Source organism: Rhizobium sp. 05L429, assembly GCF_056397645.1.
On the sequence record NZ_JBFTNV010000007.1, the window covers coordinates 88,829 to 101,371 of the forward strand.

A 12,543-nucleotide genomic window follows, 5' to 3' on the forward strand; every position below is an offset into this window, starting at 1 on the left:
CCGGCTTGACGCCGCCTTACGCCTTGTCCTTCAGATCATTCTTCGAGGTCACGCTCATCAGCTTCTCGAGGAAGCCGAGCATGACTGCCGAAACCACGAAGGCGAGGTGCATGAGGGTCAGCCACATGATCCTGCCGTCGGTATATTGTTCGACATTGAGAAAGACCTGCAGCAGATGGATGGAGGAGATGGCGACGATCGAGGAGGCGACCTTGATCTTCAAGCTGCCGGAATCGAGCTTGCCGAGGAAGGAGACCTCGTTTTCCGCATCGGCTTCGGCCTCGTCGAAGCGGCTGACGAAGTTCTCATAGCCGGAGATCATCACCATGACGATGAGGCTTGCGACCAGCGCCGCATCGATAAGCCCAAGCATGGCGAGGATCATTTCCGCTTCGCCGAGTTCGAATACGCTTTTGGCGACCTTCAGGAATTTGAAAGCGAAAGAAACGGCATAGACGGCAAGTGCCAGCACGAGGCCGATATAGAAGACAACCAGCAACCAACGGCTGGAAAGAATGATGCGCTCGACGAGAAGCTCGAGTGATTTCATAGCCTACCCCGTAAATCTTAGAATCGCTGATCCCTAATAAACAATGGAATAGGCTGACGGCAAGGCGCAGTGCTATTCACAGCTTAGGCATATTTCGCTATCCGATTGAAATAAACGCCAAGTCCGGCGCGCGCTCAGACAAACGGGAACCTGATCCATGGCTGCCATTAAATCCGATATCGAAATCGCGCGTGCGGCAACCAAGAAGCCGATCTACGACATCGGTGCCAAGCTCGGCATACCGCCGGAGCAGCTTGTTCCCTATGGTCACGACAAGGCGAAGATCAGCGCCGAGTTCATTGCCGCGCAGGAGGGCAAGAGGGATGGAAAGCTGATCCTTGTTACCGCCATCAACCCGACGCCGGCGGGCGAGGGCAAGACGACGACGACGGTCGGTCTCGGCGACGGACTGAACCGTATCGGCAAAAAGGCAATCGTCTGCGTACGTGAGGCCTCGCTCGGCCCTTGCTTCGGCGTGAAGGGAGGGGCGGCAGGCGGCGGCTATGCGCAGGTCGTGCCGATGGAAGACATCAACCTGCATTTCACCGGCGATTTTCACGCGATCACCTCGGCGCACAACCTGCTCGCTGCGATGATCGATAATCACATCTACTGGGGCAACGAAGAGAATATCGACCTGCGCCGCATCACCTGGCGGCGGGTGATGGACATGAACGACCGGGCGCTGCGCAGCATGGTGTCCTCGCTCGGCGGCGTGTCCAACGGCTTCCCCCGGCAGAACGGCTTCGATATCACTGTCGCTTCCGAAGTCATGGCGATCCTCTGCCTTGCGAGCGATCTCAAGGATCTGGAGCGTCGGCTCGGCGACATCATTATCGGTTACCGCTTCGACAAGACACCGGTCTACGCCCGCGATCTCAAGGCGGATGGGGCTATGGCCGTTCTCCTGAAGGATGCCATGCAGCCGAACCTCGTGCAGACGCTGGAGAACAATCCGGCCTTCGTGCATGGCGGGCCTTTTGCCAATATCGCCCATGGCTGCAATTCGGTGATTGCAACGAAGACCGCACTGAAGCTCGGCGAATATGTCGTGACGGAAGCGGGCTTCGGGGCCGATCTCGGCGCAGAGAAGTTCTTCAACATCAAGTGCCGCAAGGCGGGGCTGAAGCCGAGTGCTGCCGTGATCGTGGCGACGGTCCGGGCGCTGAAGATGAATGGTGGCGTGAAGAAGGACGATCTCGGCACGGAGAATGTGGAGGCGCTGGTGCGCGGTTGCTCCAATCTCGGCCGCCACATCGCCAATGTGCGCCGCTTCGGTGTGCCTGTCGTCGTCGCGATCAACCATTTCACCTCGGATACGGACGCGGAAATCGCTGCCGTCAAAGATTTCGTCGCGCGTCACGGCGCGGAAGCCATCCTCTGCCGTCACTGGGCGGAAGGTTCGGCCGGTATCGAGGATCTGGCCTATAAGGTAGTGGAGCTTGCCGAATCCGGACAGGCGAAGTTCGAGCCCCTCTATGGCGACGACCTGCCGCTGCTCGAAAAGATCGAGATCGTCGCTTCGAAGATCTACCATGCCGGAGAGGTCACCGCTGACAAGTCTGTGCGCGACCAGCTCACGGCCTGGGAAGAGCAAGGCTACGGCAAGCTGCCGGTCTGCATGGCGAAGACGCAGTATTCTTTCTCTACCGACCCAAATCTTCGTGGGGCGCCGGAGGGGCATGTGGTGTCGGTGCGCGAGGTATGCCTGTCGGCCGGCGCCGGATTCGTCGTCGTCATCACCGGTGAGATCATGACCATGCCGGGTCTGCCGAAGTCGCCGTCGGCGGAGCGGATTTACCTCAATGATCAAGGTTATATCGAAGGATTGTTCTGATCCGGAGCAGCTTTCACACCGCGGATCAGGCGATGACGTTGGCGGTTCCCAAATTCAGGGTCGATGAATAGCCAAATGAAGAGCCTCTCAAGGCTGCCGCTCAGCAATATACCTATGGGTATGAGCCAGAGAATGTGGCCCGTAAACAGCAAGGCTATGGCAGCTAAAAGCAGCCCGAGGATGATACAGGCTGCAATAGCCTTCATTCACTTTCCTAACTTCGCGTTCGTTATTCTCAGACTTTGATTTGGGGATGTGAGGAACTGATTCAAGCCACAGTCGCAAGCGCCTGAAATGATTAATGGCAATAGCGATAACCACCCTTTCTCTGCAATACGTCCAGATGGAAGTGGGTCTCATGGGCGGCATCACTCTCGGGATCGAGCACTGTCATGAAATAGAGGCAGCCTGCCGCGCTCACCGTGCGCTGGAATGCGCCTGTCAGGGTCGAATCCTCACGGCGTGAGCGAATGGCGATATCCTCGCCCTTCTTGAAGCTGAAGCTTGCGATATCGATGGCATTGCCGCGGGCATGTTCTGAGATCTTGCCGGCCTCAGCGTTGTTTCGCAGCCGGCAGATGTATGCGGAGGCCTGATTGATGGTGGTGATGCCGCCGCTTTCCGGCAAGGCGACCGAGGCAGCGGGAATGACGCTTCCCTTCATCCATCGTGCGAGCGCCAGTGCGGTCGGGCAGCGTAGTGTTGCTTCGGGCTTCAGTGCGATGCCCGGCAGGGCCTCAGAGACGATGATCGGTTTGTCGATGCCGCATCCGTTGCCACCATCGACGCGGGGCGTTTCTTTGAAGACAACACCGAGGCTCTGCAGCTCTTTGGTACATTCCGCATGGTCCGCATCGCTTTCGGGTTCGATGGTGAGATGCTGTTCCTCAAGTGTCCGTTCCCCCGGTTTCGCTGGCTCCTGATCTTCCGGCGGAGCAGGAGGCAAGTCATCCTTTCCGTTTGGTGGGGTGGCAGGCGTTTCGCCGGGTTTGGGCTGCGGCGTCGGAACGTCGGACGCTGCCGGCGGCGTTTCGGGCGCAGCCTCAGGCTTGGGGGCTTGCTCGGTTTCCTGTTTCTTTTCTGGTTGAGGGGCCGCAGGCGCTTCGATTGCTGCTTCTGGCTTTGCCTGAGGCACCGGACCGGTTCGCGGCAGACTTGCGCCGGGGAGCAGGGCGAGTGCGGCCAGAATGACCGCCATCTTCCGAAATTCTCTCACACGTCGTTTCCCGTCGTTGATCGAGCGGAGAGGAAACGCGAGAGCGGCGAATTCGTTGCAATTGCGCAACGTTTCCTGAGATCCTTAAAACTTGACGATATTATTCAACATAAATTGCCGGAATATATTGACAATAAAACTCATGTTTTTTATGCGGCAAAAAGAAGGCGGAAATCTCCGCAGTCGTTCGCAACCTAGCCAGCCCCTCGAGCGCCCGAAACGCCACGACCAGCCAGCCCGGTAATTTCCATTTGAGGGTAGGTTATGATCGTCCGGCATTGGCGCTCGGTTCTAATGGTCTGCACAGCAGCCGCACTTGTTCTTCCAGTTTCAGAGTCTTTCGCACAGAGTGCTCCGGCGGTAACGCCAGCCACGAATGCCGAAGGCGCAACTGTCCTTCAGAAAATCGTCGTCAAGGGAAATCGCGCGGCGCCCGGCAGTGTTGCCGATACGCCGCTTGCCACCCAGATCGACAAGAAGGAGCTGGAACAGAAGCAGGTCACGAATTACGACGATATCGGCCGTAGCGTCGACGCGACGGTGAACTATTCGCGCGCTGACGCTGGCTTCAACCTGCGCGGCCTTTCCGGCTCGCGTATCCTGACGACCATCGACGGCATCCCGATCCCGTATATTTCCAACAGCTCGCGCCAGGGCGCTTTTGCCCCGGCTAACGCCAATGGCGGCGGCGACACCTTTGATTTCGATTCACTTTCCTCTCTCGACATCGTGCGCGGTGCAGATTCAAGCAAGGGCGGTTCGGGCATGCTCGGCGGCGCCTTCGTCCTCAATACGCTCGAGCCCGAGGACCTGATTCCGGAAGATCGCGACTGGGGCGCGATCGTCAAGTCGACCTATGACAGCGAAGACCGCAGCATTGCCGGCTCCGCCGCCGCCGCCAAGAGGGTCGGCAATACGTCGATCCTTTTTCAGGGCGCCTATCGCAAGGGTCACGAGCGCGACAACAAGGGCGATAACGACAGCTATGGCCGTTTGCGCACCGAGGCGGATCCGGCTGATTTCGATCAGCACAACCTGCTCTTCAAGGTGCGTCAAGATCTCGAAGGCGGCCATCGCATCGGCTTGACGGCGGAGCGTTTCCGGCGCGACCTGAAGACCGACCTGCGGGACCTGCAGGGCACGCCTCCCATCCGCAGCTATCTCGTCGGCGACTACGACGGTCGGGAACTGGGCGATCGTGACCGTGTTTCGCTGGATTATGATTACGAGGCGCAGTCTTCGGATGCATTCTTCAGCACCGCCCGAGCTACCCTCTACTGGCAGGATCTGAAGAAAGAATCCGGCACCCAAGGCCGCACTGCAGCCAATGTCGCCTATGGCCGCAATAACAGCATCGAAAACGAAACCTGGGGCTTCAGCGGCACAGCAACGAAGGACTTCGAATATTCCGGCCTCAGCCACTCCGTTCGCGTCGGCCTCGACGTCGGAGTCTCGAGCTGGAACCAATTCAGTTCGGCGCTTTGCCCGACGCCGACAACCTGCCCGACGCTCAACAACCAGTCCGAAGTACCCAACGTAGACAGCACGAACCTCGGCGTGACATTCGAAGACAAGATCGAAATCGGCAATAGCGGCTTTGCGCTGACGCCCGGCTTCCGCTTTGATTGGTTCAACTATCGACCGTCGACGGGCGGCGGTTTCGAGAACAACCCGGCGCTTCCCCGCTTCGGTGCGGTTTACGATCGTACGGAAGCCGGGATGTCGCCGAAGCTGCTTGCAAGCTACGACCTGACACCTGATGTTCAGCTCTATGCCCAGCTTGCAGTCGGCTTCCGTGCCCCGACCGTCGATGAACTCTACAGCCGCTTCTACAATGCGACGCAGGGTTATGCGCAGCTTGGCAATCCGAATCTGGATCCGGAAATCGGCCGCGGCATTGAGATCGGCGCTAACTTCGATACTGGCGGTCTGCAGGGTCGCGTAGCTGCATTCCATACCCGGTATCAGAACTTCATCGAAACCGTGACGACAAGGAATCCCACCACTGGCTTCATGACGTTCAACTACACGAACGTGTCCTCTGCTTCCATCTCGGGCCTTGAAGCGAATGTGATCAAGACGTTCGACAACGGCATCAATCTTCATACCTCGCTTGCCTACACCTATGGCCGGAACGACGATACGCAGGAGCGGCTGCGCTCTGTCGCGCCGTTCAAGGCCATTGTCGGCGGTGGTTGGAGCAATGACGAATACGGTTTCGACCTCTCCTCAACGCTCTCGTCGCAGATGACCGGCAACGACAATGCCCTGACGTCGTTCGATGCGCCCGGTTACGGCATCGTCGACCTGACCGCATGGTGGACGCCGGAACAAGTCAAGGGTCTGCGTATCCAGGGCGGGATCTACAACATCTTTGACCAGGAGTACTACAACGCGCTCGCTGTTCGTGAGGTCAATCTGAGTGCAACCGCTTCGCAACCGAAGGAGTGGTATTCGGAGCCGGGCCGCACCTTCAAGATCTCGGTCACCAAGACCTTCTAATTACAAATCAGCCTTTCAAGGCTGGGGTAGGGCGGCTTTCGGGCCGCCCTTTTTCGGGGGCCAATGGCCTCTTGCGCTTGGCTTAATCTCAGGCTAACAATTTCGCCCATGAAGAAGTCTGTAAACATTGCAGTTTGGTGGTGGGCTCGCTGAGGCGGCCTCGACCAATCGTGTCTAAAGACGACGAACGAGCCGCCCGAAACTTCGAGGCGGCTTTTTTGTTTCAAAGGCCGCCTTTCGTCCGGGCCCGATAACGGAGTGGAACTATGGTAACGATCCTGCGGGATGATGGTGCGGAAATCTACGAGACCAAGGGCGGCATCACCGTCACCCGGCAAAGGCGGGCCATTCCCTATGCCGACGCGGTCTCCTCCTATATCGACAAGCTCGACGAGCGTCGCGGCGCCGTCTTCTCCTCGAACTACGAATATCCGGGTCGTTATACGCGTTGGGATACGGCGGTTGTCGATCCGCCGCTCGGTATTTCCTCCTTCGGCCGCAATGTCTGGATCGAAGCCTACAACGAGCGGGGCGAGGTTATCCTTGGTTTCATCGTCGAGCGATTGAGGACGGTTCATGAGCTTGAACTCGGCACATTGACAGCGCGCCGGCTCGACCTGACGGTCAAGATGCCGGACCGTGTCTTCACCGAAGAAGAGCGCTCGAAGATGCCGACGGTCTTTACCGTTCTTCGTGCCATCACCGATCTCTTCTACTCGCAGGCGGATGCCAGCATCGGCTTCTACGGCGCCTTCGGCTACGACCTCGCCTTCCAGTTCGACGCGATCAATCTGAAGCTTCAGCGTCCTTCCGATCAGCGGGACATGGTGCTCTATCTGCCGGACGAAATTCTCGTCGTCGACAACTACGCCGCAAAGGCATGGGTTGATCGTTACGACTTCGCCAGGGACGGCAAGACGACAGAAGGCAAGGCGGGCGATATCGCCGCTGAGCCGTTCATCCGCACGAATACCATCCCGCCGAAGAGCGATCACCGCCCGGGCGAATATGCCGAACTCGTCGTCAAGGCGAAAGAGAGTTTCCGCAAGGGCGATCTCTTCGAAGTGGTGCCGGGCCAGAAGTTCATGGAGCGCTGCGAAAGCAAGCCTTCCGACATTTCCAAGCGGCTGAAGGCGATCAATCCGTCGCCCTATTCCTTCTTCATCAATCTCGGAAACCAGGAATATCTCGTCGGCGCCTCGCCGGAAATGTTCGTGCGTGTCTCCGGCCGCCGCATCGAGACATGCCCGATCTCGGGCACCATCAAGCGTGGCGACGATCCCATTGCCGACAGCGAGCAGATCCTGAAGCTCCTGAATTCCAAGAAAGACGAATCCGAGCTGACCATGTGCTCTGACGTCGACCGCAACGACAAGAGCCGCGTCTGCGAGCCGGGTTCGGTCAAGGTCATTGGCCGCCGCCAGATCGAGATGTATTCGCGCTTGATCCACACGGTCGATCACATCGAAGGCCGTCTGCGTGACGATATGGATGCGTTCGACGGTTTCCTCAGCCATGCCTGGGCCGTGACTGTCACTGGCGCGCCGAAGCTCTGGGCCATGCGTTTCATCGAAGCCCATGAGAAGAGCCCGCGTGCATGGTATGGTGGCGCGATCGGCATGGTCGGCTTCAATGGCGACATGAATACCGGCCTGACGCTGCGCACAGTGCGTATCAAGGATGGTATTGCCGAAGTACGCGCCGGTGCGACGCTGCTCAACGATTCCATTCCCGAGGAAGAAGAAGCCGAAACCGAACTGAAGGCCTCTGCCATGCTTTCCGCTATCCGTGACGCCAAGACGGGCAATTCCGGCAAGACCCAGCGCGATGTCGCCTCTGTTGGCAAGGGCGTCAACATCCTGCTGATCGACCATGAAGACAGCTTCGTGCATACGCTGGCAAATTATTTCCGCCAGACTGGCGCGACGGTCTCGACCGTACGGACGCCAGTGCCGGAAGAGATCTTCGACCGGCTGAATCCTGACCTTGTCGTGTTGTCGCCCGGACCCGGCAACCCGAAGGATTTCGATTGCAAGGCGACGATCAAGAAGGCTCGGGCGCGTAACCTGCCGATCTTCGGCGTCTGCCTCGGCCTGCAGGCGCTAGCGGAAGCCTATGGCGGCGAGCTTCGCCATCTGGCGCTGCCGATGCATGGCAAGCCGTCGCGTATCCGTGTGCTGGAGCCGGGCATCGTCTTCTCGGGCCTTGCCAAGGAAGTGACGGTTGGGCGCTATCACTCGATCTTTGCCGATCCTTCGACGCTGCCGCGGGAGTTCATCATCACCGCCGAGAGTGAGGACGGCACGATCATGGGCATCGAGCATGCCAAGGAGCCGATCGCGGCCGTGCAGTTTCATCCGGAATCGATCATGACGCTCGGCGGCGATGCAGGCATGCGGATGATCGAGAATGTGGTGGCGCATCTAGCGCGGCGGGCCAAAACCAAGGCGGCCTGATGTCAGAGGCATAAGCAATAAAAAACCCGCCGGAGAAGGCGGGTTTTTCATGTGCGTTGGAGTGTCCGTCTATACGCGCCGCATAAGCCGGGCGACGATGGATACTACGAACAGCACCAGGAAGATGAAGAACAGAACCTGGGCTATCGAAGCGGACGCACCGGCGATGCCGCCAAATCCAAGGACGCCTGCAATCAGGGCTACGACGAGAAATACCAGAGCATAGTACAGCATCGCGATCTCCTTTGTCTGCTGCTGGCAAGGATAACGGAAGCGTGAGCCGTTCGTTCCATTGCGGCTGCGACAATTGAATTGCGTGCTGATTTAAATTTGTTCAGCCGAACTGCAGATCGGTCTTGAAAGACCGGTCGCCATCGCGCGGCATCGGTGGTTCTGCTGCCGCCAGATAGGATCTTGCTGGTCCCGTCAGCACGAACCAGAGGCTGGCGCCGATCATGAAATAGGCCGCGGACGGATCGCCCGAGCGAGTGAGGAAGGGAAGGCAGCCAGCTGTGAAGAGGATGGCGAGCCGGACGGCCCATTCTGTCTCACGCTTCATGAAGGCCCTGGTTCTGAGCCTTTTGTAGGCGGCGATGTTGTAGCCGTCCGCATCGCGGCCGGTGAACAGCGTCCAGGCCGAGGGGAGGGCGAGCATAACGAGGCCGCCGTAACACAGAAGGAGTGTCGGGCCGGCGAGGAAATGGCTGGTCGCAAAGATCAGCAAGCCCGTCACGGCGATGTTCCAGAGCGGCTCCAGCCGTTCCGGCGACAGGCCGGTCCGGATGTGCCAGGCCCGCAAGGAACTGGCCGCACCGTCGAGCAACGGTTGGTCGATGTAACGATTGATCCAATGCATGTCTGCGCGGTCCCCAATTGACTGCCGAGCCGTCAACATCATGCAAATGGGACACTATCATGGCGCAAATGACGAAAGCACTCATCTGTGACGTTTTGGCCAGCCTATGCGCGGCGCTTGACGACGCGCAGGTTCATTTCCGACCGCAGCTTGAAGCCGAGAGCCTTGTAAAGCGTGATGGCAGGCGTGTTCGTGTAATAAGCATGCAGGAAGACGATGTCGCCCCTGGCGGAAATTTCCCCGGCGACGAAGCGGAAGAGCAGGGTCCCGAGGCCGCGCCCCTGAAAATCGGGATGGGTGCAAAGGCCGCTGAGCTCGCCAAATCCCGGGTGGCGCAAGCGCTGTCCGGCCATGGCGACGAGACGGCCGTCGATCTTCACACCCCAGAAGGTTCCAAGGCTTTGCGCGCGCAGGGTGAAAGGGCCAGGTTTGGTCAGCATCGCCAAATCAAGCATTTCCTCCGCATCATCAGAGGTCAGCTGTTGCAGCCGGCTGTCGGACACACGCTCGTAAGGCCGCTCGGCGATCATCTGTACCAGCTTGCCTTCCGAGAGAACGGTCAGCCCGGAAGGAATGGTGACGGGCCCCGCTTCGACGATCGCCATGACTTCGTCGGCGACCGGCAGGTTTTCGAGTGCTTCAAGACTTTCCCGCGTATCGTCGGCGGCAGCCGCGAAGGGAACGATGGACGGCGGATAGCGCATTGCATGTTCGCTGCCTTCGGCGAGGTCGGCATGCGCCGTCCGGAGCGCGTTCCAGATCGGTCGGTCGAGAATATGGCTCATGGTGTTTTCTCCTGTGCGGCCCTGGCGCGGCGGATGAGCGGCGCTTCGGCCAGCCCATCCTCCATCGCCGCAAGCTGCGCTAGCAGCGGGCCGTCGAGATCTTCGCAAAGATCGGCGACGGCGGCGGCAATGCGCGGCCAGACTTGTTGTTTTGAATATTCGACGAGTTCCTGCCCCTCGGGCGTCAACGAAACGACCCTGCGGCGCTGATCTTCGGCAGATGGCTGCATGCTGAGGAAGCCGAGTTCCATGAGTTGGGAAGCGGTGCGTGTGGCGCCGGGCTGGGTGATACCCACTGCCTGTGCCAGTTCCCCTATGGTGAGTGGGCCGAGCCTGTCGATGGCGCCGAGGAACGGATATTGCGCGGCCTGGATGCCGACGCCGAATTCCTCGATCATCTGTTGCGTGTCTGCCTGCAGGCGTTCGCCGATGCGGCGGAAGCGGCTGCCGAGGCATAAGTAGCCTAGCGATTTCACCACATCTTCGACCACGGAAAGACCCATATCTCTGTTTATATAACGTATTATATAAGTGCATATGGAATTGCCGTCAATTGCACGATGCCGGCCCTTTCGAGGTACCGGCCGGCCATTATTTCGTCCTGGAGACAACAGACACAATTCCGTCGACAGCCGCGCTCCGGATCGGTTGGGCGAGAATGGCTTCGTGCCCGCGCAGGATGTCTCCGGCCAAGCCGTATTGGTTCTTGTCTCTCCTGATGCGGAACGGATCGGGATAACGTTCGAATAGGGCACTGTCTCACGCGCCAAAGCCTTTGACATTTCAGGGCTGATTGCCCATATCAACCGCATTGGCCGCCTGCGCGATTCCGCGTGGGCGGTTTTGCGTTTCAACGGCTTATATGCTGCAATTCATTCGCATCCGCAGGGGGATGATATGAGCGACGAGGGCAATCTCACGGTCCGGAAACTGGCGTTCTGGGGCATTCCCCTGTCGCTTGGTGTCATGGGGCTGAAGTTGGTCGCCTGGTGGGTGACGGGTTCCGTGGCGCTGCTCTCGGACGGGCTGGAATCCGTCGTCAACGTGGTGGCTGCCTTCATCGCCTTCTTCGTCATCCGCTATGCGCAGAAGCCCGCCGACCACGACCATCCCTTCGGCCATCACAAGGCGGAATATCTTTCGGCCGTCACCGAGGGCGTGATGATCGTCGTCGCCGCGCTGCTGATCGTCCAGGAGGCCGTCAATCATCTCGCCGATCCGCGCATGCTCGAGGCACCGGTGCTCGGTCTTGCGATCAACTTCGTCGCCGGTGTCATCAATGCCGTCTGGGCGCAGCTTTTGATCCGTACCGGGCGAAAGCACCGCTCTGCAGCTTTGACGGCTGACGGGCAGCACATCATGTCGGATGTGGTCACTTCCGTTGGCGTTCTCTTTGGCTTGCTTCTGGCGCTCGCAACCGGTTATGCGATCTTCGACCCCATTCTCGCCATCCTCGTTGCGCTGAACATCCTGTATCAGGGCTGGAAGGTGATCTCGCAGTCGATCGGCGGGTTGATGGATCAGGCGGTCGAGCCGCAGGAGGAGGAGGCGATCATGCAGGCGATTGCCACCCATGCGTCAGGCTCGATCGGCGTCCATGATCTGAAGACGCGGCGCGCCGGTTCGGTGACCTTCGTCGATTTCCATCTTGTCGTGCCCGCCAGGATGACGGTTCGCGAAGCCCATGATATTTGCGACCGCCTTGAAGATGCCATCCGCGCAGCGCATGCGGGCGCGACAATTGCCATTCACGTGGAGCCGGAGGGCGAAAAAGCGCACGGTATCCGCGTCAAAGTGATCAAGGAGGCGTAATGCCGAATACGGACGTTTCCAGCCTTTCGATGCTGGGCCAGCAGACGGAAACCCCAAAGAACCCAGAGGACGCGGTCTTGGAAAAGGTGCCTGCCACTCACGCCGGCACAGACTATGTCGTGCGCTTCACGGCACCGGAATTCACGTCGCTCTGCCCGATGACCGGGCAGCCGGATTTCGCCCATATCGTCATCGACTACATTCCGAACGAATGGCTGGTGGAATCGAAATCGCTGAAGCTCTTTCTGCATTCCTTCCGCAATCACGGCGCCTTTCACGAGGATTGCTCGATCTATATCGCCAAACGTATCGTAGAGCTGCTCGACCCGAAATGGCTGCGTATCGGCGCCTATTGGTATCCGCGCGGCGGTATTCCGATCGACGTCTTCTGGCAGACAGGCAAGCCGCCGGAAGGTGTATGGCTGCCGGATCAGGGCGTTGCGACCTATCGTGGACGTGGGTGAGCTGCGATCCGGCGCAGCCCGAACAATCGATTCACCCTTTAGTTCTTACGCAATTCCCGACGTAA

At 59.1% G+C, this 12,543-nt stretch carries 13 protein-coding genes; 6 read left to right on the top strand and 7 right to left on the bottom strand.

Translation table 11 applies throughout. From position 1 onward, the window contains the following. Positions 1-16 precede the first annotated feature (16 nt). On the bottom strand, positions 17-550 hold the full coding sequence (locus AC1DNW_RS09340) for a TIGR00645 family protein (RefSeq protein WP_113308781.1): 534 nt from the start codon (positions 548-550) through the stop codon (positions 17-19). A gap of 157 nt (positions 551-707) precedes the next feature. On the opposite strand from AC1DNW_RS09340, the gene AC1DNW_RS09345 reads away from it, so the two are divergent. Continuing rightward, positions 708-2,387 carry a formate--tetrahydrofolate ligase gene (locus AC1DNW_RS09345; RefSeq protein WP_477852500.1) on the top strand — a complete coding sequence of 560 codons (1,680 nt, stop codon included), beginning with the start codon at positions 708-710 and terminating at the stop codon, positions 2,385-2,387. Here the strand turns inward: AC1DNW_RS09345 and AC1DNW_RS09350 are convergent. Beyond that, positions 2,366-2,593 (bottom strand): hypothetical protein, encoded by a 228-nt coding sequence (locus AC1DNW_RS09350; RefSeq protein ID WP_113297526.1) that lies wholly within the window; start codon positions 2,591-2,593, stop codon positions 2,366-2,368. The two genes, AC1DNW_RS09345 and AC1DNW_RS09350, sit on opposite strands and share 22 nt — an antisense overlap. 92 nt (positions 2,594-2,685) lie before the next feature. Then, positions 2,686-3,585 carry an extensin family protein gene (locus AC1DNW_RS09355; protein ID WP_113308783.1) on the bottom strand — a complete coding sequence of 300 codons (900 nt, stop codon included), beginning with the start codon at positions 3,583-3,585 and terminating at the stop codon, positions 2,686-2,688. Between the two features lie 282 nt (positions 3,586-3,867). On the opposite strand from AC1DNW_RS09355, the gene AC1DNW_RS09360 reads away from it, so the two are divergent. Next, on the top strand, positions 3,868-6,105 hold the full coding sequence (locus AC1DNW_RS09360) for a TonB-dependent hemoglobin/transferrin/lactoferrin family receptor (RefSeq protein ID WP_113308784.1): 2,238 nt from the start codon (positions 3,868-3,870) through the stop codon (positions 6,103-6,105). Positions 6,106-6,371: 266 nt separating this feature from the next. Continuing rightward, entirely contained in the window at positions 6,372-8,561 is a 2,190-nt protein-coding gene (locus AC1DNW_RS09365) for an anthranilate synthase (RefSeq protein WP_113308785.1), read from the top strand. A 69-nt stretch (positions 8,562-8,630) separates the two neighbouring features. On the opposite strand, the gene AC1DNW_RS09370 is transcribed toward AC1DNW_RS09365, so the two are convergent. The 4 genes from AC1DNW_RS09370 to AC1DNW_RS09385 form a co-directional block, all read right to left on the bottom strand. Beyond that, the gene (locus tag AC1DNW_RS09370) at positions 8,631-8,795 is read right to left on the bottom strand and encodes a DUF1328 domain-containing protein (RefSeq protein WP_007824505.1); all 165 of its coding nucleotides are present in this window, start codon (positions 8,793-8,795) and stop codon (positions 8,631-8,633) included. 100 nt (positions 8,796-8,895) lie between these two features. Then, on the bottom strand, positions 8,896-9,417 hold the full coding sequence (locus AC1DNW_RS09375; RefSeq protein WP_113308786.1) for a hypothetical protein: 522 nt from the start codon (positions 9,415-9,417) through the stop codon (positions 8,896-8,898). Between the two features lie 104 nt (positions 9,418-9,521). Beyond that, on the bottom strand, positions 9,522-10,202 hold the full coding sequence (locus AC1DNW_RS09380) for a GNAT family N-acetyltransferase (RefSeq protein WP_477852503.1): 681 nt from the start codon (positions 10,200-10,202) through the stop codon (positions 9,522-9,524). Continuing rightward, on the bottom strand, positions 10,199-10,693 hold the full coding sequence (locus AC1DNW_RS09385; protein ID WP_477852555.1) for a MarR family winged helix-turn-helix transcriptional regulator: 495 nt from the start codon (positions 10,691-10,693) through the stop codon (positions 10,199-10,201). Before AC1DNW_RS09385 ends, AC1DNW_RS09380 begins: the two co-directional genes overlap by 4 nt. A gap of 46 nt (positions 10,694-10,739) precedes the next feature. Between AC1DNW_RS09385 and AC1DNW_RS09390 the strand changes: the two genes are divergently transcribed. From AC1DNW_RS09390 to queF, 3 genes are all read left to right on the top strand, one after another. Further along, entirely contained in the window at positions 10,740-10,952 is a 213-nt protein-coding gene (locus tag AC1DNW_RS09390; protein ID WP_477852556.1) for a S26 family signal peptidase, read from the top strand. Positions 10,953-11,099: 147 nt separating this feature from the next. Beyond that, on the top strand, positions 11,100-12,014 hold the full coding sequence (gene emfA / locus AC1DNW_RS09395) for a CDF family cation efflux transporter EmfA (protein WP_477852505.1): 915 nt from the start codon (positions 11,100-11,102) through the stop codon (positions 12,012-12,014). Next, positions 12,014-12,478: a preQ(1) synthase gene (gene queF, locus AC1DNW_RS09400; RefSeq protein WP_113308788.1), complete on the top strand. Its 465-nt coding sequence runs from the start codon at positions 12,014-12,016 to the stop codon at positions 12,476-12,478. The genes emfA and queF overlap by 1 nt, the downstream gene beginning before the upstream one ends. Positions 12,479-12,543 lie beyond the last annotated feature (65 nt).

What these genes read in the sequence shown, in the direction of transcription:
- AC1DNW_RS09370 (WP_007824505.1), bottom strand. Translation starts at nt 8,795, where the DNA reads ATGCTGTACTATGCTCTGGTATTTCTCGTCGTAGCCCTGATTGCAGGC.
- AC1DNW_RS09355 (WP_113308783.1), bottom strand. Translation starts at nt 3,585, where the DNA reads ATGGCGGTCATTCTGGCCGCACTCGCCCTGCTCCCCGGCGCAAGTCTG.
- AC1DNW_RS09360 (WP_113308784.1), top strand. Translation starts at nt 3,868, where the DNA reads ATGATCGTCCGGCATTGGCGCTCGGTTCTAATGGTCTGCACAGCAGCC.
- queF (WP_113308788.1), top strand. Translation starts at nt 12,014, where the DNA reads ATGCCGAATACGGACGTTTCCAGCCTTTCGATGCTGGGCCAGCAGACG.
- AC1DNW_RS09375 (WP_113308786.1), bottom strand. Translation starts at nt 9,417, where the DNA reads ATGCATTGGATCAATCGTTACATCGACCAACCGTTGCTCGACGGTGCG.
- AC1DNW_RS09345 (WP_477852500.1), top strand. Translation starts at nt 708, where the DNA reads ATGGCTGCCATTAAATCCGATATCGAAATCGCGCGTGCGGCAACCAAG.
- emfA (WP_477852505.1), top strand. Translation starts at nt 11,100, where the DNA reads ATGAGCGACGAGGGCAATCTCACGGTCCGGAAACTGGCGTTCTGGGGC.
- AC1DNW_RS09390 (WP_477852556.1), top strand. Translation starts at nt 10,740, where the DNA reads ATGGAATTGCCGTCAATTGCACGATGCCGGCCCTTTCGAGGTACCGGC.
- AC1DNW_RS09340 (WP_113308781.1), bottom strand. Translation starts at nt 550, where the DNA reads ATGAAATCACTCGAGCTTCTCGTCGAGCGCATCATTCTTTCCAGCCGT.
- AC1DNW_RS09380 (WP_477852503.1), bottom strand. Translation starts at nt 10,202, where the DNA reads ATGAGCCATATTCTCGACCGACCGATCTGGAACGCGCTCCGGACGGCG.
- AC1DNW_RS09350 (WP_113297526.1), bottom strand. Translation starts at nt 2,593, where the DNA reads ATGAAGGCTATTGCAGCCTGTATCATCCTCGGGCTGCTTTTAGCTGCC.
- AC1DNW_RS09365 (WP_113308785.1), top strand. Translation starts at nt 6,372, where the DNA reads ATGGTAACGATCCTGCGGGATGATGGTGCGGAAATCTACGAGACCAAG.